The sequence below is a fragment of the Faecalicatena sp. Marseille-Q4148 genome, from assembly GCA_018228665.1.
Lineage (GTDB): Bacteria > Bacillota > Clostridia > Lachnospirales > Lachnospiraceae > UBA9414.
This window is the reverse complement of sequence record CP073692.1, coordinates 684,920-704,182: the sequence shown is the minus strand read 5'-3', so window position 1 is coordinate 704,182 and position 19,263 is coordinate 684,920. Positions and strand designations below refer to the sequence as shown.

Genomic DNA, 19,263 nt, shown 5'->3' with positions numbered 1-19,263 from the left:
AAGGAGTGAATGGCTATGACTTTACCATTTGAAAATGATACAAATGCAGTTGTCAAAAAACTTGCCAAACAAAATATTAAAGCAAATCACCGGACAGCACTTTCTATTATGTCTGCCATATTAATTGCAGCCACTTTTATGTGTACATTATGTTCTCTTGTGCAGAGTTATTGGAATCAGAGAGTGCAGCAGGAAATTTTTGATTCAGGGAATTGGGATGCACAGATATTAGAAGTTCAGGCAAATCAGATTGAACTTATCAAAAAGAATGAAAATATCAAAGACGTTATGGTAAAAGGAAATAACCAAACATTCCTATTATCGTTTAGAGAAAATGATCCTTATCTTTTAGTCCAAAATTGTGATGCAAAATATTGGGAATCCATGCATGAAAAAAATTTAATTATACGTGGAAGAGTTCCAGAGGCTCCGGGTGAAATTGTTGTTGGGAAAAAATTTTTTGAGGATAATCCTTCCTTCAAAATCGGTGATACCATTGATTTAGAATTAGGTGAACGGAGAAAAGATAATAGAATTGTTGATTTCCTGTCCCCACTTCAAGATGGGGAAGTATTTGTAAAAACAGATAATGTACAGTATACCATTGTTGGAGAAATTGATAGGACAGTTTCCAGTGCATATAATGGTTATCCTGCATATGGTTGGCTCAATCTGGAAGAAACGCCAAAAGATGCTAGTGTAGTTGTATATACCCAGACAAAGAATCCAAGGAAAATCTATGAAACAGTCCCTCAGATTGCACAGGCTATTGGTTTGGAACAAGATGAATATGGTGAATATCCATATCGTTATCATACAGCTCTGCTCGGAATGTATGGAATTTATGAGCCGGGGCACTTCTGGAGCAGCGATTTACCTAAACTTTTTCTTTCACTTTTGATAGTTGCTGTTGCTTCTATGACGGTATTTGCCTATATTATCCGCGGGGCCTTTTCCATTTCTGCTAAGCGAAAAATAAAGGAGCTTGGAATATTAAAATCAATAGGTATGACGCCAAAACAGATACGGAAGCTAGTTAAATATGAAGCACGTTGGTTATCTTTTTTTCCAATTGTTATTTCTATAGGACTTGGTCATTTGCTTTCTTATGGAGTATTGACCGCATATTCCAAATTGACACGCGAAGTAACAGGAAATCAGATTTCAGTTTCTTTCTCACCATGGATTGCAATCATTTCAATAATGCTTTCTTTTTTAACAGTGCTCTTAGCAGCATCCGGACCTGCAAGACAAATGGGAAAAATACGTCCAATAGAAGCTATAAAGGAGAATTGGAACAATGTTTCTTTGGAAAAATCAGCAAAACATACCTTTTTAAAAAGGTGTTTTGGATTTTTGGGGAAAGTCTCAGCTAACTCTCTTATCGCAAATAAGAAATTATTTCGGACCTGTACTGTAACATTATGTTTATGTATGGTACTCATGTTTAGTTTTCTGGCTGTTTTTTCTGTTTCAGATGTTAATAATACGAAAGCAGAACATGATAATCCTTTTGATATAAATATTACATTAGAATCTGGTCAGCGGATAGAACCAGCGCTTATTCAGAAATTAAAAGATCTTCCAGACGTGAAAGAACAGACAACTTATACGATGGCAATGTGTGCAAGTTGGCTTTCGGAGCAAGAATTGTCTAAAGAATTTCTTTCATATGGAGGATTTGATACGAAAGCAGCTGGAGAATATGTTGTTAAACGTGATGGCAGATATAGAATTCCTTGTACATTAATTGGTCTGGAACAGGATACTTATAATGCTTATCTAAAGAATGCAGGAATTTCCTCCCATAATTCCAGATCAGCTGTTATTGTTAATTCAGTTGCAAAGAATCCGGATGCTAGGGGTTATGAAGCAAAAAAAGAGCAGGTGTCATATCTGGATATAAAAGAAGGTCAGAGGTTACAATTAACGGAAAAGTTTTTAGACTCTGTTCAAGGAAATTATAGTTTTGATATTCAAATATCTTCTGTACTTACAGAGATGCCAGACATAGGTTTGAATGTTGCTTTTTATACTTTGCCTATTATTGTACCTATGGAAGAGTATTATGAGATTATAAACAATTTTGGGGAAGATCGTGCAGTATATAATTATAGAACCTATATGAATCTTCGTACTGAGCAAGGGAAAGATATTATAGTACAAAGTCGAGTGGATCAACTTTGTGGTGAATATTTGAGTAAGAATGATTTTTTTACTTCCAGTAAAACACAAAGAGCAGCTGATAGAGATAAACTGACAAATGCTACAATGTTAATTGTTTATAGCTTGACAGCGCTTTTTGGGATTGTTGGTATTTCATCGGCAGTGGCAGCTATATTAAATAGTTTATATCAAAGAAAAAAGGAGTTTGCTATGTTGCGCTCTGTCGGTCTTGATAAAAAAGGGCTATGTCACTTACTTTATACAGAAGGATTTCTTCTTGTAATCAAACCTTTGTTAATAGGGATCTCAATACTAATTTTAGTCAGTACCATATTAATTTGGCTACAGGATATAACAGTTATAGAATTTCTTAAGGTTTTTCCGTTCTGGGGGGTAGTAGTATATATCATACTCACATTTGCCATCATCAGAGGAATCTATATGGTGGCATCCCGGAAAATTCGTAGGGATATTATTGTTGAAGTTTTAAAAGATGAAACCGTTTAGGATTATGAAAAATGAAATACATCAAATTAAAACATTTTTAAGTAGTTTCATAGAGTTTTAGGACATTTCTGCAACATTTGACCGTTACTATATACTCATCAAACAAAGAAAGGAAGTAGTGATTATGACAATTTTACAGACAAAGGATTTAAAAAAATATTATGGCACAGAACCTAATATAACTCGTGCTTTAGATGGTGTAAATTTTTCTGTTGAGCAAGGAGAATTTGTAGCAGTAGTAGGGACTTCAGGTTCCGGAAAATCCACGTTGCTTCACATGATGGGAGGATTGGATACTCCAACATCAGGAAGTGTAGTTGTGGCAGGGAAGGAACTGGCTAAAATGAATGATGAACAACTTACTATTTTTCGCAGGAGGAATATCGGGTTTATCTTCCAAAATTACAATCTGGTTCCGATTTTAAATGTTTATGAAAACATTGTCCTTCCGGTAGAGTTAGATGGAGATACCGTAGATCAGAAATTTATGGATGAAGTTGTTACTATGCTGGGATTGGAAGATAAGTTGAAAAGTATGCCAAATAATCTTTCCGGTGGGCAGCAGCAGAGAGTGGCGATTGCAAGAGCCTTGGTTGCTAAACCTGCAATTGTGTTGGCCGATGAACCTACAGGTAACCTTGACTCTAAAACCAGTGCGGATGTTTTAGGACTGCTTCAGAGAACCAGTAGAGAGTTCGATCAGACATTGGTAATGATTACACATAACAATGCTATTGCACAGCTTGCTGATCGCATTGTGAGGATTGAAGATGGGAAAATAGTAGGATAGAGGGGTGGGCATTTATGACATTACCTTTTGAAAATGATACAAAAACCATAATCAAGCGTATTTCGAGCAGGAATATATCAGCGAATCGAAAAAGAAATATCTTTATTATTATTACGATTGCACTTGCGAGTACATTATTATCTGCAATAACCCTTTATGGATTTGGAATTACACAGAAAACAAAAAATCTAAATAAAAAAACAGCACAGATTGTATATCATGCAATTTCAGAAAAAGAGGGTTCGGAATTATACAAAGAAAAAGAGATCGCGTGGATTGGAGAATTTTTCAATGCATTTTCTGAAGAAATAAACCATTCAACCGTAAATTTTACTTACGCAAATGCAGATATGCTAAAATCTCAAAGTATGCCTTATTCGGGAAAGTTACCAACTGCGGAAGATGAAATTGTAGTACAGGAATCTTTTTTGGACAGTTTGGGGTATTCAACTGAATTAGGACAGACAATTAAAATACCATTTTCTGACGGGATGAATCATGATTTCAGGTTGACAGGAATCTTAAATGTTGAAACCGGAGATATTGGACGATATACAGCTATTATATCGAAAGAATTAGTGAAACAACAGTATGGAAATAATACGGTTATAGATTATTACCTTGGATTAAAAGACGCTCAAAACATGAGCGAAGAAGATGCTACGGAATATGCAGACATTCTTGCAAAACAATTACACATCCCCGATGATAATGTGATTGTTCGCTCCACTTATTTTCATGTGAAGAGCGAAAATTCTGGAAGTGAAATGCTATTTTATTTCGTGATTGGATTTGTAACTTTTATTGGCTCCGGCATTGTGATCTATTCCATTTTTTATATTTCCGTTGCAAGCAATATACGTAACTATGGACAGCTTCGCACGATTGGAACAACGAAACGGCAGATTAAAAAAATGGTTTACCGAGAAGGGAAGTTACTTGCTGCTGTTGGGATTTCCATTGGTTTGATTATAGGTAACGTAATCGGATATTTTCTGATTCCGGAGGGCTGGTACTGGCTGACTTCCTTATGTGTGACGATTGGGTGTGGGTTCTTTGCTTTTACAATGGTAATGCTCTCTATTCATACTCCTGTAAAAAAAGCTGCCGCAGTATCTCCAATGGAGGCTCTTCGATATTCGGATTATAAAGGAAAGTCTAAAGAAAGTTCGGCGCTGTACCGAAAAATAACGCCTGCATCACTTGCTAAAATGAATCTGTCCAGGCAAAAAACAAAATCTATATTAACCATATTTTCACTCGCATTTGGAGGAGTGTTAGTTGTATTGATTTCAACGATATTAGTTTCCTATGATGGAGTTGCAGAAGCCCGTGGGAGGGATTTTTCAAAAGGCGAATTTAATATTCACCTTAATGCTAATCAATCCTTTGATACTGCAAAAGTTTCGTTGACTAAATTACAACAAAAAAATATGCTGAATGAAAATTTTGTGAAAACAATCAAAGCTATCGATGGTGTTACCGGAATCAAGCGGTGGTATTATACGGACGCAGAATATCGTGTAAATGGAATTTCTGGAGATTGGATTCAAGGATTTAGTCAAGATGAACAATCTGATTTAGAAAAAAATCTCATAAAAGGAACCGTTGATTATGATGAATTGATTACGGACAATGGAATTATCCTATTACAAGAACGTGCAGATCTCAATGGAATGGATGTTGCTTTAGGTGATACAGTAGAAGTTGATTACGAAAATGTATCCGGTGATATTATGACGAAAACTTATACTGTGAAAGGCATAGTAAGCGATTATAATTATACGGGATTCGATAAATGTTTTTCTCTCCCGGAACAACTTATAAATGAGGGAACCGGGATGGATTGCACAGGTACTATTTCCGTAATTACAGACAAAGATAAATTCGATACCATTGAAACTTCATTAAATCAGCTGATAGATAAAAACAGTGATTTGGTTATGGATACCATAGAAGAAAGCGTAAATTATTATAATAGAAATCAGCAACTAGTTTTCGGTGCATTTCTGATAGTAGCTATCATTGTTGTGTGTTTTTCGCTGATCAATCTCGTAAATACAACCATTACAAATTTTTTGTCTCGGAAGCAGGAAATTGGAATGTTACAGGCGATTGGTTTAAGCAAAAAACAACTCATCCGAATGCTTTGCTATGAGGGCATGATTTATTCACTCTTTGCTGTGCTTGTAACATTGATTTTAGGAGTTGGACTTGGAATTTTATGTATTCAGATCATGCGGTCATTAAATCCATATTTTTTCTATTCATTCCCATGTCCGGTTGTATTGATATATTCGGCTGTTCTGTTGGCTGTTCAGTTGATATTAATTGCATATACAACGGGAAATTTGAAAAAGCAATCTCTTGTTGACCAAATCAGAACAATGGAATAAAACGAATTGGAGCAGGGAAACTTGCTCCAATTTTAGCTGTATTATGTTATAATGCAGTTTAGGAGGATTGTTATGAATACAGAAATTTTAATTATTGAAGATGATCCAGTGATCCGTAAAGAACTGCAAACAGTACTGGAGGGAAATAAATATCACACATCTGTTATTGAAGATTTTTCTGATGTAACAGAACAAGTGCGAAAAATAAATCCACATCTGATTTTATTGGATATTAAATTACCGCAAGAAAATGGGTTTACCATTTGTTCTGGCATTCGGAGTTTTTCACAGGCTCCGATTATCTTTGTTACCAGCTGCAATACGGATATGGATGAATTGAACAGTATTATGCTTGGAGGAGATGCTTTTATCACAAAGCCCTATCACACAGCCATTTTACTTGCAAAAATTGCTTCCTTGCTGAAACGTGCTTATCCTGATACACAAAGCAGACATCTGACTTATCAAGGAGTTTCTTTATCTTTAGAGACTGGAACAATAGAAGCGGAAGGAAAGCAAACAGAACTCACAAAAAATGAACTGAAGATTATGTACTATCTATTTGAACATGCCGGAACCATTTGCACAAGAGCAGATCTGATGGAATATTTATGGGACAATCAGCTCTATGTAGATGATAATGCATTGAGTGTAAATATTGGCCGTATCAGAGAAAAATTATCAAAGATTGGCGTTAAAGACTTTATTAAAACAAAACACCGTCAGGGGTACACATTATGAATGGAAAACAGTATTGGAAAGACAAAATCCCTATTTTCATCATCAATATCGTCTGTATGGTATTGTTATCGGTTTTTCTGTTCTTTGTAGGAAATAATGTAGATAGTATTGCGGTGATTCTTATCATTTGGACGATGTTACTGGCTGGTGTACTGACGTTTACTTATCATCAGCGAAAAAGGAGATTAAATAGATTAGTAAAAATGGTAGAAGGACTGGAAGAAAAATACTTGTTGTCAGAGATGCTTCCGGAACCGGAACATGCCGAAGAACAGGTTTATTTTCAACTCTTAAAAATGGCGTCCAAATCTATGCTGGAACAGATTGGAACAGTAGCAAGGGAGAGACAGGAGTACCGGGAATATATTGAGCAGTGGATTCATGAAATCAAAACACCGATTACTGCAATGAAACTATTGTGTGAAAATCATAAAGAGCCTTTTACCAGAGAACTGATGAGGGAACTGGAAAAAACCAATCGCTTTACAGAACAGGCGCTTTATTATGCCCGTAGTGAATATACGGAAAAGGATTATTCTGTTCAGGAAATCCGGTTATTTGATGTGGTGCATCAGGCGATTGCAGATAACAAGTATCTTTTATTGCAGAATCAGGTTGCCTTAGAGACGGAAGAGAGTGAACTGACGGTTTATTCGGATGACAAATGGCTCCGATTTATTCTGGATCAGTTGATTGTCAATGCTGTAAAATACAGCCGGGAGCATCCCGTATTGCGCTTTTATACCAAGGTGCAGGGAGATCAGATTTTTCTCTTTGTAGAAGATCATGGAATCGGGATCTGTGCAAATGATCTGCCCCGTATTTTTGAGAAAGGTTTTACCGGGCAAAATGGACGTATCCGGCAAAATGCAACCGGTATAGGGCTTTATCTTTGCAAAAGACTTTGTGATAAGCTGGGAATTGGAATTGCCGCCCAGTCAGGCGAGACAGGAACGACAATGATCCTGTCCTTTCAAATCAATCATTTTATTCATCAGGTGCAGGGCTAAGAAAAGCCCTGCATTTCTTACATTTTTGTTAGAATTTTGTTAGAAAACTTGATACAAACACAGGCAGAAATCCGTTACAATCATAATATCAAAAGACGAGGTGAGTATCATGAAAGAAATTTTAAAATTAGACCATATTCAAAAATTTTATGGAAATGAAGGCAATGTAACAAAAGCGATTCAGGATATTGATTTTTCTGTGCAGGAAGGTGAGTTTTTAGGCATTATGGGTGCATCAGGCTCAGGAAAAACAACGATGCTGAACTGTATTTCTACCATAGATACGGTAAGCGCAGGGCATATTTATTTGGATGGTACAGATGTAACTGAGATAAAAGAAAAGGCGATTGCAAAGTTTCGGAGAGAAAATCTGGGATTTATTTTTCAAGATTTTAACCTGCTGGATACTTTAACCATTAGTGAGAATATCGCACTGGCACTGACGATTAACCATATTCCGGTCAGGGAAATAGAACCGAGAGTGGAAGAGATTGCGAAAAGTCTGAATATTGCCGATATTTTGGACAAATATCCATATCAGGTTTCCGGTGGACAGAAGCAGAGATGTGCTTGTGCCAGAGCAATTATCAATCACCCGAAGCTGATTTTGGCTGATGAACCGACAGGGGCCTTGGACAGCCACTCATCTCAGATGCTTTTATCTACCATGCAGAGTATGAATGAGAATCTGGGTGCAACCATTCTGATGGTTACACATGATGCATTTTCGGCAAGCTATGCCAATCGTATTTTATTTTTACGTGACGGTGTAATCTTCACTGAAATCTTAAAAGGCAGGGACACCCGTAAGGTATTTTTTGATAAAATCCTGAATGTTCTTACCATGATGGGAGGCGGGGGGAAGTGATGTATATTAAGCTCGCAATACAAAATATGAAAAAAAGCATACGAAATTATGTAATCTATTTTGTTACCATTACTCTGACTGCTGCCATGATGTATTCCTTTCTTGCGCTTGGATTTTCAAAAGAGGTCCTCTCCATGTCTGAAAATATGTCCATGCTGACATCAGGCATATTGGGAATGTCCGTTCTTGTAGCATTGATTGCATCTTTTGTAATCAGCTATGCAATACGCTTTATGCTGGAACAAAGGAAAAAGGAATTTGCCACCTATGAATTACTGGGAATGGAAACCTCAAATATCCAAAAACTATTTTTTATTGAAAATGGTGTGATTGGAATGGCTGCATTCTTTATAGGAACTTTTTCAGGAATTGGGCTTTCCGGAGTGTTGGTGCAGATTATCAACCATATTTTTGAGATGCCACATACCTATCGTATTTCCTTTTCCATAAAGGCTTTTGCAACAGCTTTTATACTTTTTATCCTCATGTACGGTATCGGAATATTGCGTGCAGCAAAGGTTATCCGTAAACGTAAAATTGTAGATATGCTTTATGATCATCAGAAAAATGAAAACGGAAAGACGCATTCTGTAAGATTTCATATTACACTGATTATTCTGTCGGTATTATGTATCCTTACGGGAGGCTGTCTGTTGGCAAAGGGAATGTCTGTTCAAACAAATGTATTCTACGTTTGGATGATTGGCGCTGTAATTTTATCAGCAATAGGAATATACGAAATGTATCGTAATTTACCAGTATTGCTGTTAAGACTTTTGAATAAAAGTAAACGTAGAAGATATAAGGACATCAACCTATTTTATTTGGGACAGATTGGAAGAAAAGTAGATTCTGCTGGAAAGCTTATGGCAGTCATCGCAATCCTTTTAACGGTATCCCTGAGTACAATGTTTGCAGGTCTTTCTACGGGAGCAGGATATAAGGCGAATATGGAGGCTTATTATCCGTATGATGCGGGTGTTGCTCTGGATGCTCCACTGACGAAAGAATGCCTACAGCCAATGGTAGAATTTACGAAGCAGCAATGTAGCGTAGAAGATGAACTGATTTATTATCTTTATGCAACAGATGCTTATCCGGTGGAAGCATTAGCGTTGTCCGATTATAATCATTTACGTTGTATGCTTGGGTTAAAATCTGTAAGTTTGTCTTCAAATGAATTTTTTATTCATTGTGATACATGGAATTATGTAGAGAAAATTCAAAAAGCGTTAGAGCAAAAAAGCGAAATTCTGTTAGCAGGCAGTGTTCTTGGAATTGCAGAAACAGCAATTTATACAGAACCGATGGAACAATATCAAATGGCAGGCACAAGAGGATACATTCTGGTAGTGCCTGATCAAGTGGCAACCCAGCTTTCCGGTGAAAAAATTCGTTTGGTAATGAAATTAGAAAATGGAGGATATCCAGAATTAAAACAAGCGCTGAAGAAGTTTTTGCATGATCCGAATGCATGGACTCCTGTACTTCAGGATGGAAAAGGTTTGCCAGAACAAGTAACGATGGGCGTAACTGTAAAAGCATGGGGCATTGAAAACTCTTTAACTGGATTTGCAGCAATTTCTTTTTGTGGCTTATATTTAAGTATTATTTTTATTATTTTATCTTCTACCATATTAGCTTTTGAACAACTTTCAAAAATAGACTATAATCGACGTAATTATCAGATTTTGGATAAAATGGGAGTGGCACAAAAAACAAGAAGAAACCTTATAAAAAAAGAAGTAGGGGTTCTGTTTTTCATTCCGGCGATTCTTCCAATGATCATGATGATATTTCTGATTTCAGGAGCAAATCAAGTATTTGGAGAAGCAATCTTGCAGGAAAATTTATTCTTGACATACGGAATCGTTACATTGGCAGTATTTGGTGGGATTTATTTGCTATATTATTGGGCTACAACCTCTGTTTTTCAATATGCAGTCTTAAAAAAGGAACTTTATAAATGACAGAATTGTAAGATCAAGGAGGTGACATAGAAGTATGTATTTGAAGCTGGCATTGAAAAATATGAAACAATCTACAAAAGATTATCTCATTTATATGATAACTTTGGTTTTATCGGTAGCGATGTTTTACGGATTTTTTTCTATTGTAAGCCCTTACTACAATAATATGCTTCCAATAAGTATTCACATGGAAATTCTGAATAAAGCTATGAGGATTGCTGTTCCGGCGGTAGGAATATTGATACTTTTTTTAGTTTCCTATGTAAACCGTTATATGCTAAAGCGAAAACAAAAAGAGTTTGCACTTCAGACAATTATTGGTATGGAACAAAGAACAGTAGCATGGATTTTCTTTTTGGAGAACCTAATGATTGGAGCACTCGCTCTTATACTAGGAATTTTATCAGGTACTATACTATCTCAACTGATTAATGCAGCTGTACTTAAGGCATTTAAACAAGAATTTAAACTATATTTTATGCTATTTCCAGATACTGTATTATGGACGGTATGTTTTTTTGGAATTATCTTTTTCATAACTGGTTTAAAAAATGTTTGCACCATACGAAAAATGAAAATTATCGATATGCTTCAGAATAGTCAGAAAGGCACACAATTTTTAAATCTTCATCAGCAGTTTGGAAAATTCAGTTGGTGTGTGGCGGTTTTATCAGTCGTGATTTTAATAATGCTTTCTCCGATTGTATCTATAAAGAACATAAATATTACTCTATGGATGAAAATCGGTGGGACGATCATAACTGCTTTGGGAAATTGCATACTTGTTTGTTGGTTCTTCATGGACAGAAGAAAGAAGAGAACAGGGAGTCTTCCATTGCTTTGCCTTACAATTTCTTGTATGTTGAATGGAATATTTTTACTTTTGCTGAATTCTTTTTTTGAAATATTGGTGCAGAAAGGAATTGCATTGCAGGCTTATGTTACTATGCCTCCATTGATAGCATTGTTTTTCATTCTCTTTGCTGTTATAAGTTTTTTTGGTAATTTAACATGGATTATAGTAAAAGCAACAGAGAAAAATCGCTGTTTTCATTATAATAATTTGTTTTTTGTAGGTCAATTAAAAAGCCGGTTGGGGAATTGCTCAAAAACAATGGGAATTATTACGGTCATAATGCTTTCCGCCATTGTGCTGTTTGTATGGTTCCCTATAATGGCTGTGCGAATTCATTCTTATCAGCAGGTAATGTCGGCTTTTGATGTGCAGCTGGGAACGATGTATACAGCAGATTTTAAAAATTTTCCTACAGGAACCTTGGATTATGAGTATATAAAAAAATATCTGGAGAAAAAAGGATATCCTATTATTTTAGAAGCACAAGTTGAGTTGTTTTCTTTAGGAGAAGAAAAATTACAATCGAAAAATGAATTTCCTGTTTTAGCTGTTTCTGTATCGGATTATAACGCAATCCGAAAATTATCTAATCTCCCGGAAATTCAATTAAAGGAAGATGAATATGGAGTTGCGTGGGAGCACAAAACACAGGAAAAAACGATTCGGAATTTTGATAAAACAGAGCAAAAGATAAAAGTAGAAAATCAAATTCTTAGTAAGGCAAAAAAAGCAGATTATAGAGAAAAAAAGGGAATCGGGCTTTTTACAAGCAAGACAGAAGGAGTATATATTATTCCAGACAAGTATTGTCGGAAACTACCTTTAGCAGTAACATTTTTTGCTGCAAATACAGAGAAGTCCCTTCCGTATGAAACTGCAAAATTGTTTGAACAGGATATGGAAATGTATCAGAAAAATTTGAATAGATTTTCAGAAGAACAATTGTATATCCGTTTACAGACGATACAAGAAAATGAAGGCATTTCCAATATGCTGTTATTGTCACTAATTGGTTCATATAGTGCTATGGTTCTAATTGTAATGGGATTGACAATGCTGTCTATCCAACAGATGACAGATGCAGTTGAGCAAAAACAGAGATTTCAAATAATTGAAAAAATGGGAGTAGATCGAACAACTCGGAACCGATATATTCGTCAACAGATGATGTTTTGGTTCGGCTTACCTGTTGGTGTCGCTGTAGTCGGAAGTGTGGGAACTTTGGCTTTTCTCATTTATAATACCTATAAAGAAATTATTGCTTATCTTACAATATCAGAGATTTTACAGATTTGTGGAGGGGTATATGTCTCATTTGCAATGATTTTATTGGGCTATTTTTCTGCAACCTACTATTTATTTAAAAGAAATCTGACATATAGAGTTATATAATCCTCAGTTTTTTCTTCTATGTTTGTAGCAGAAAAAATGTAATAAACCACAATATTTTTGAAATTAGGACATTTCTGTGACATTTATATTTTACAATATGACTATAGAAAGTAGGTGTCGTTATGAAAAAGAATCATGAGGTTGTTGGAGTGGTTATTGACGCAATTCAACAAAATGATACGCTGAAATTTTTATCAGTCATATTAGAATGTACAATTAAAGATTTTGATAAGATAACTTACAATGAAAACAGCACAGTAGAAGACTATCTGTCTACCTTTCCCATATTTCAAAATGATGTATTTTCGATGCAGGCAATGTTAGAACTTGCAGGTTTGAAAGGAACAGAAAACCATTCTATCAAAGAGTTGACAATTGGTGAGAAGAAATTACTGCTATTGATAACTCTTATTGTTGATACATCAAAACAATATTTGCTTCAAAATTTATTTCAGAATATGCAGGAGCTAGAAGTGAAATGTGCCACTGAATTATTAAAAGAAATGTCAACATATACGGATATTATTTTGGTTAGTTCATCAACGTATGGATATGAAATATGTGACAGGATGATTTACTGGCCGGATGATCATAGAATAGATGATGGCGAATACCATATTTCACGAAATAAGATTAAAGAAATGTGTATCATGCCCACCTTTATTATGAAGGAAATAATAAAAGTGATAAAAGAAAACCAAACTACAGATATAGCAATACCACTTTGGAGAGTAGTTCCGGGAGAATATGAAGAATACGCATATCAGCTATTAAATTCAAATGCAGATAAGGAAAGATTTGACTATCCATATATATCTATCACATAGACCTTTCCGATACGGTGATGTTTATTGGATTATGGAACATCAATTACAGGAATTGGAAGTAAATGGGAATAGGTGCTTTGAAGAAGCACATTTTATACCGGACGAAGCAATAATTCACGCGAAGTGTAGCGAATATTTCTTCAGATGTTGTAAAGAAGCAAAAAGGATTTTTTATGACTATGCAAAAAATCATGTAGAGGAACTGTAAGGAATTTAATAAACTGGAATAGTACTGAAAAACTTTCTTGTAATAAATCCTCCTTGTCTAGTAAATTAAAAAACTATTAATAAATTCTTTCCATTTTCTTAGATATAGCAATGTATAATGAATGATAAAATCGATATTACTATTAGAAACTATTATGAGCATGTTGGACCAACAAACTTTCTATAATTACTAGAAAGCTCATTAAAAACTGCAGGGAGGTACATAGATATGGAGATGATACAAAGTAACCAAACAGGGACAGCAATTCAGCTTAATTTATTTGAATCAATTAAAGACTTACTTTTGGTAAAACCTATTTTTCTAATAGGAGTTTTTCTAATAGGATTTTTCTTATTTTGGATATTTAATAAAGATAAAACGTTACCTAAACTGAAAATAACTGTTTTGTCGTTGGTAATGTATTACTATTTATGTTTGATGTTAGTAAATATTGTAGGTATCCCTACTCTTGATGAATATAAAAGACTGTTGCAGTTGGGTGAAACTTTCTTTAATCCTAATGTAAATCTTATTCCTTTTAGTGATGGATTTAGTTTGAGTTTTATTTTGAATATTTTTCTATTTATCCCATTCGGATTTTTGTGTCCATTGATCAGTAAAAGTTATGAACGTATAAGAAATACATTTTTAATTGGTATGGGGTTATCTTTTTTTATTGAAATTGTTCAGTTATTTACATTGTATAGGGCGACAGATATAAATGATCTTTTAACAAATGGCATTGGAACAATATTAGGTTATTTATGTTTTAGATTGATTACAAGGTTCCGAATAGTAAAGAGATCTTCTAAGGGCAACTCTATAAAGAAAGATTACACCGTATATATTCCATTTATCATTATTTTAGTTACTTTTGTATTAGGATTTTTTAGTTAAGAAGTGTAAAAAGATAAAGTAAGAATTGAATTGTACCACTTAGAATGGGGTTATAAGAGCAAGAGCCTTCTTACACTTTAAATAATTACATTAATGATTCTAAACATATTTTATAGATGCACAAAAAACAAAATGTGGGCAACATATTTCATGACATTTGGTAGTTTTCGAAAAAAGGAAGGTTATAAAAATGGAAAAAGAAACAATCGGAACGATAATTTCAGTGACTAAACAATGGTGGTTAAAAGTAAACCGTAAATCTGTCCGAATTCATGCCATGGATGGAGCAGACTTTCCATATATAATAAAGATTAAATATACAATAGAAGGCAAAGATTACATTTGCAGGAAGTGCATTGGTGCTGGTAAGAAGATTCCCGATAAAGGTGCAACGCTTAAAGTCATATATCGTGAAGACAGACCATCTAAGGTGAGAATAGAACTCTAATTCAAATAGCTGAATGAAGAAGATGTTGTTTATTGTGGAACAACTGATAGCTTATGAATCCAATATGAAAAATTTAATTTAAAGTGGGGATAAATATGAAAGTATTGGTTAGTGCCTGTATTCTGGGAGTGAACTGTAAATATAATGGGAAAAATAACGAAAATATAACAGCAATCAATTTCTTGAAAGATAAAAAAGTTATTTCTATCTGCCCGGAAGTATTAGCAGGTATGAAAATCCCCAGATCTTGCGCAGAAATTGTGAATGGGAGAGTAGTTGATGAAAACGGAAATGATGTTAGTTCAGAATATGATAAAGCAGTGCAGATTGCATTATCAAAAATTCAAAATGAAAACATTGACCTTGTTATATTGCAATCCAGAAGTCCGACTTGTGGCGTCAACCAGATATATGACGGTAGCTTTACCGGAAAATTAATTTCTGGAATGGGATTGTTTGTAAAAGAACTAAAACAAAGAGGATATAAGATTATTGATGTTGAAGAAATATAAGTTTTCAGTTTCTTATTTACCCAAATAACAAATCTCAATTTGTTTAATTGTATAATATCATTGGAAGGATAAAAAAGTTCATAAAGAATCATAAAAGGCAGGTTTCTAAATGGAAACTTGCTTTTTAACAATCGGGTATTATTTCTTGTGTCTTTTAAAATATCGAATTATAATGAAGTGGAATCTTATTTGGGAAGGAGAATTAATAGATGCATAATGTTTTGATAATTGATGATGATCAAGAACTTTGTCTTTTGATTAAACGCAGTATTCTATCGGAAGATATAGAAGCAGATTTTTGTAATACCGGAAAAGCAGGACTACAAAAATTGAAAGAAAAGCAATATCAGCTTGTTATACTGGATGTGATGATGCCTGGAATGGATGGCTTTGAAACGCTGGAAGAAATCAGAAAGGAAAACAGCTTGCCGATTTTGATGTTCACATCCAAAAATGACAGCGTTTCTAAAGTTAGGGGCTTACGGGCTGGAGCTGACGATTATCTCACAAAACCTTTTGATATGGATGAACTGATTGCCCGTATCGTTTCTTTGATCCGCCGTTATACCCGCTTTAATCAGCGAGAGGGCACTGCACAGCAGCAACTTATATTTGATGGATTGAAAATTGACCTCGAAAATCGCTCGATTACTACGGAAAACGGAACTTTTGAACTTCCACCAAAGGAATTTGACTTGTTGCTATATTGTGTGAAAAATCAAGGAAAGATTTTGACGAAACAGCAAATATATGAAAAAGTCTGGGGAGAAGAATACTTCTATGACGATAGTAATATTATGGCGATCATCAGTCGGCTTCGTAAAAAACTAGAAGTCAATCCTTCAAGTCCGAAGTATATCCAAACGGTCAAAGGAATTGGCTACCGCTTTAATAAGGAGGTATAGCTGGTATGGAAATCATCATTTTCTTGTCCATTGTGATTGCTGTTTTGGCTGTGCTGATCTCCATCTTTCTCATTCAGCACGTAAAGAAGCAAATAGCAGAAATGACGGATGCCTTAATTGATGTGAAAAACGGAAATGGCAATCGGCGTATTTTGTCTGCAACAAATGAACTGGTTGCCCCCATTTCCTATGAAATCAATGAAATTGTTGTGGCTTATGAAAACAGGCTTTCTATTGTCCGGCAGACAGAAGAAACCAACCGCCAGCTTATGACGAGCCTTTCCCATGATGTCCGAACGCCCCTTACCACTCTTATTGGGTATCTTGATGCTGCACATAAAGGGCTTGTTACTGGGAAAGACCGGGATGATTATATCGAAACCGCCCGTCGGAAAGCTCACGATCTGAAAGAATATATTGATGTACTCTTTGACTGGTTCAAATTAAATTCCGACGAGTTTGCTTTGGAGATCCAGTCTGTTGAAGCTGCAGAGCTGACAAGAAATATCCTGATTGACTGGATACCTATTTTTGAGGATAAGCAGGTTGATTATGACATTGATATTCCTGAACAACCTGTCCGAGTAAGGCTTGATATGGACAGCTATATAAGGATCATAAATAATCTCATTCAAAATGTAATCGCCCACAGTCATGCAGACAAAATTGAGATTTCCCTGTCAAAAAAGAAAAATAATATGAGGCTACTGTTGGCAGATAATGGTGTAGGGATTGAGAAAGAAGATTTGAAACACATTTTTGAACGGCTTTATAAGTGTGATAAAGGTCGGTCTGAAAAAGGCAGCGGTCTGGGCCTTTCTATCGTCCATCAATTAGTAGAAAAGATGGGTGGAAACATAACAGTTGAAAGTTTACTGGGAAAAGGAACTGAATTTACTTTGCTTTTTCCTTTGGATGATTGAGCAGGTTCCCGTCATTGTGGCGGGAGCCTTTGTCATTTTTACTTTATCCTAAATTGCAAGGTTAATGCAAGGTTGCGGCAAGGTTAATGCAAGGTTGGCGTGATAGAATACCTTACAGAACAGGAGGTTTTGAATATGGATACAAATTACATCATTGAAACAAAAAATCTTACAAAACAGTACGGCTCACAAAAGAGTGTTGCTGACTTAAATATTCATGTGCAGAAAGGGAGAATTTACGGACTGCTTGGAAGAAACGGAGCCGGAAAAACGACCACTATGAAAATGCTACTTGGATTGACAAAGCCAACTTCCGGCGAAGTTAAAATATGGGGAAAGTCTTTGCAGGGGAATGAAAAGAAATTGTTGCCCCGTATCGGTAGTCTGATTGAGTCCCCCGGTTTTTATCCTAATCTGACTGCTACGGAAAATTTGCGTATCTTTGCAACCCTACGGGGAGTACCAAACCGCCACGCAATCAAAGACGCTTTAGATTTGGTGGGATTGCCTTATAAAGACAAAAAACTGTTTTCCCAGTATTCTCTTGGTATGAAACAACGGCTTGCGATTGCACTTGCTGTTATGCACGACCCGGAGCTTTTGATTTTAGATGAACCTATCAATGGGCTTGATCCGATTGGAATTGCAGAGGTTCGTTCTTTTATTCGTGAACTTTGTGACGCGAGAGGAAAAACCATTTTAATTTCCAGTCATATTCTTTCAGAAATTTCGCTACTGGCTGATGATATTGGAATTATCGACCATGGCGCACTACTGGAAGAAGAAAGTCTTGCGGAACTGGATCAAAAAAGTAGCAAACATATCCGATTTACTCTTTCTGATACCGCACAGGCAGCAAGAATTTTGGAACGTACTTTCCACGAAAACCATTTTTCTATACAGGACGACCACAATTTACGTCTACACAATCTTGATTTACCAGTAGGGAAAATTGTAACCGCCTTTGTAGAAAATGGATTGGAGGTATCAGAAGCTCATACTTGTGAAGAAAGCCTTGAAGATTATTTCAAGCGTGTGACAGGAGGCGAGGGAATTGCTTAAACTGATTAAATGCGAATTTTACAAATTTAAACGACGTTCTCTTTTTGTTTTGGCTACTCTTGTTGCTTTGGTTTTTCCGGTAGTAATGACTGCTTTATATTGGAACATTCCAACACAAGTTAATTATGATAATTTGTTTTCTGGCATTGTGGACTATGGCGATTTTCTTCTTTTGTTGCCGATATTGGTTGTTATTGCAACTTCTCTGTTCTTTACAGAAACAGATAATGACACTTTAAAGAACCTTACAACCATTCCTGTCAGCAAAAGTAAAATAGTTGTAGCAAAAATAGGAGTAATGGCTATTATTTCAGTAGCTTATACTCTTTTAGGCTTTTTTGCCAGTATGTTGTGTTCAAAAATCCTTGGTATTGCTATGGAAAACATGGCACAAAAATTTGTATTGAGTATAGGATTGGGAATAATGCTCTTAGCTGCGGCTTTACCTTGTGTGGCATTAGTTGTATGGTTCAATAAAAGTGACTTGATTTCTATTGTCATTACCCTTTTTTATACAATTATAAACTATGTAATTCATGTAACAGATATAGGAATGCTGACACCAATAGGGGTAAATATAGGAACAATCTTACCTATACCTGTAATCAATCGTTGGATTTATCAATTTTACGACGAAGGGAACGGAGCTGCGGCTGAATTTTATAACACTATGCGTCCTTATTTTGTCCCAACTCATATATGCGTCTGTATTATTGCACTCTTTCTGTTCGTATCAATTTATGCAATTATAAAAATTTATAATCGTCGTGAAATATAGGAGGTGT

General features: G+C 35.4%; 15 protein-coding genes and 1 pseudogene. All 16 read left to right on the top strand.

Annotation, left to right across the window (positions count from 1 at the left end):
* The first annotated feature begins 15 nt into the window (after window positions 1–15).
* The 16 genes and pseudogenes from KFE17_03375 to KFE17_03300 all read left to right on the top strand — a co-directional run bounded on the left by KFE17_03375 (window position 16) and on the right by KFE17_03300 (window position 19,256).
* On the top strand, window positions 16–2,673 hold the full coding sequence (locus KFE17_03375; GenBank protein ID QUO32807.1) for an ABC transporter permease: 2,658 nt from the start codon (window positions 16–18) through the stop codon (window positions 2,671–2,673).
* A gap of 124 nt (window positions 2,674–2,797) precedes the next feature.
* A complete protein-coding gene (locus tag KFE17_03370) occupies window positions 2,798–3,463 on the top strand; it encodes an ABC transporter ATP-binding protein (GenBank protein QUO32806.1) in 666 nt (221 codons plus the stop codon).
* A 14-nt stretch (window positions 3,464–3,477) separates the two neighbouring features.
* Window positions 3,478–5,859, top strand: a complete 2,382-nt coding sequence (locus KFE17_03365) for an ABC transporter permease (protein ID QUO32805.1) — start codon at window positions 3,478–3,480, stop codon at window positions 5,857–5,859.
* Window positions 5,860–5,931: 72 nt separating this feature from the next.
* Entirely contained in the window at window positions 5,932–6,600 is a 669-nt protein-coding gene (locus KFE17_03360; GenBank protein ID QUO32804.1) for a response regulator transcription factor, read from the top strand.
* Window positions 6,597–7,610, top strand: a complete 1,014-nt coding sequence (locus KFE17_03355) for a sensor histidine kinase (GenBank protein QUO32803.1) — start codon at window positions 6,597–6,599, stop codon at window positions 7,608–7,610. Before KFE17_03360 ends, KFE17_03355 begins: the two co-directional genes overlap by 4 nt.
* A 109-nt stretch (window positions 7,611–7,719) precedes the next feature.
* Complete coding sequence (locus KFE17_03350) at window positions 7,720–8,478, top strand: ABC transporter ATP-binding protein (GenBank protein ID QUO32802.1); 759 nt, start codon at window positions 7,720–7,722, stop codon at window positions 8,476–8,478.
* Complete coding sequence (locus KFE17_03345; protein ID QUO33604.1) at window positions 8,478–10,448, top strand: ABC transporter permease; 1,971 nt, start codon at window positions 8,478–8,480, stop codon at window positions 10,446–10,448. The genes KFE17_03350 and KFE17_03345 overlap by 1 nt, the downstream gene beginning before the upstream one ends.
* A 34-nt stretch (window positions 10,449–10,482) precedes the next feature.
* Window positions 10,483–12,696 (top strand): ABC transporter permease, encoded by a 2,214-nt coding sequence (locus KFE17_03340; protein QUO32801.1) that lies wholly within the window; start codon window positions 10,483–10,485, stop codon window positions 12,694–12,696.
* 122 nt (window positions 12,697–12,818) lie between these two features.
* Window positions 12,819–13,731 (top strand): annotated as a pseudogene (locus KFE17_03335) (hypothetical protein).
* 228 nt (window positions 13,732–13,959) lie between these two features.
* On the top strand, window positions 13,960–14,628 hold the full coding sequence (locus KFE17_03330) for a VanZ family protein (protein ID QUO32800.1): 669 nt from the start codon (window positions 13,960–13,962) through the stop codon (window positions 14,626–14,628).
* 190 nt (window positions 14,629–14,818) lie between these two features.
* The gene (locus tag KFE17_03325; protein QUO32799.1) at window positions 14,819–15,076 is read left to right on the top strand and encodes a sugar ABC transporter permease; all 258 of its coding nucleotides are present in this window, start codon (window positions 14,819–14,821) and stop codon (window positions 15,074–15,076) included.
* A gap of 95 nt (window positions 15,077–15,171) precedes the next feature.
* Window positions 15,172–15,588, top strand: a complete 417-nt coding sequence (locus tag KFE17_03320) for a DUF523 domain-containing protein (GenBank protein ID QUO32798.1) — start codon at window positions 15,172–15,174, stop codon at window positions 15,586–15,588.
* Between the two features lie 209 nt (window positions 15,589–15,797).
* A complete protein-coding gene (locus tag KFE17_03315; GenBank protein QUO32797.1) occupies window positions 15,798–16,493 on the top strand; it encodes a response regulator transcription factor in 696 nt (231 codons plus the stop codon).
* A gap of 5 nt (window positions 16,494–16,498) precedes the next feature.
* Window positions 16,499–17,416 (top strand): HAMP domain-containing histidine kinase, encoded by a 918-nt coding sequence (locus tag KFE17_03310; protein ID QUO32796.1) that lies wholly within the window; start codon window positions 16,499–16,501, stop codon window positions 17,414–17,416.
* Window positions 17,417–17,551: 135 nt separating this feature from the next.
* Window positions 17,552–18,478, top strand: coding sequence for an ABC transporter ATP-binding protein (locus KFE17_03305; protein ID QUO32795.1), 927 nt, complete (start codon window positions 17,552–17,554; stop codon window positions 18,476–18,478).
* On the top strand, window positions 18,471–19,256 hold the full coding sequence (locus KFE17_03300; GenBank protein QUO32794.1) for an ABC transporter permease: 786 nt from the start codon (window positions 18,471–18,473) through the stop codon (window positions 19,254–19,256). The genes KFE17_03305 and KFE17_03300 overlap by 8 nt, the downstream gene beginning before the upstream one ends.
* Window positions 19,257–19,263: the final 7 nt, after the last annotated feature.

What these genes read in the sequence shown, in the direction of transcription:
- KFE17_03365 (QUO32805.1), top strand. Translation starts at nt 3,478, where the DNA reads ATGACATTACCTTTTGAAAATGATACAAAAACCATAATCAAGCGTATT.
- KFE17_03370 (QUO32806.1), top strand. Translation starts at nt 2,798, where the DNA reads ATGACAATTTTACAGACAAAGGATTTAAAAAAATATTATGGCACAGAA.
- KFE17_03350 (QUO32802.1), top strand. Translation starts at nt 7,720, where the DNA reads ATGAAAGAAATTTTAAAATTAGACCATATTCAAAAATTTTATGGAAAT.
- KFE17_03340 (QUO32801.1), top strand. Translation starts at nt 10,483, where the DNA reads ATGTATTTGAAGCTGGCATTGAAAAATATGAAACAATCTACAAAAGAT.
- KFE17_03325 (QUO32799.1), top strand. Translation starts at nt 14,819, where the DNA reads ATGGAAAAAGAAACAATCGGAACGATAATTTCAGTGACTAAACAATGG.
- KFE17_03330 (QUO32800.1), top strand. Translation starts at nt 13,960, where the DNA reads ATGGAGATGATACAAAGTAACCAAACAGGGACAGCAATTCAGCTTAAT.
- KFE17_03360 (QUO32804.1), top strand. Translation starts at nt 5,932, where the DNA reads ATGAATACAGAAATTTTAATTATTGAAGATGATCCAGTGATCCGTAAA.
- KFE17_03355 (QUO32803.1), top strand. Translation starts at nt 6,597, where the DNA reads ATGAATGGAAAACAGTATTGGAAAGACAAAATCCCTATTTTCATCATC.
- KFE17_03320 (QUO32798.1), top strand. Translation starts at nt 15,172, where the DNA reads ATGAAAGTATTGGTTAGTGCCTGTATTCTGGGAGTGAACTGTAAATAT.
- KFE17_03310 (QUO32796.1), top strand. Translation starts at nt 16,499, where the DNA reads ATGGAAATCATCATTTTCTTGTCCATTGTGATTGCTGTTTTGGCTGTG.
- KFE17_03375 (QUO32807.1), top strand. Translation starts at nt 16, where the DNA reads ATGACTTTACCATTTGAAAATGATACAAATGCAGTTGTCAAAAAACTT.
- KFE17_03345 (QUO33604.1), top strand. Translation starts at nt 8,478, where the DNA reads ATGTATATTAAGCTCGCAATACAAAATATGAAAAAAAGCATACGAAAT.
- KFE17_03315 (QUO32797.1), top strand. Translation starts at nt 15,798, where the DNA reads ATGCATAATGTTTTGATAATTGATGATGATCAAGAACTTTGTCTTTTG.
- KFE17_03305 (QUO32795.1), top strand. Translation starts at nt 17,552, where the DNA reads ATGGATACAAATTACATCATTGAAACAAAAAATCTTACAAAACAGTAC.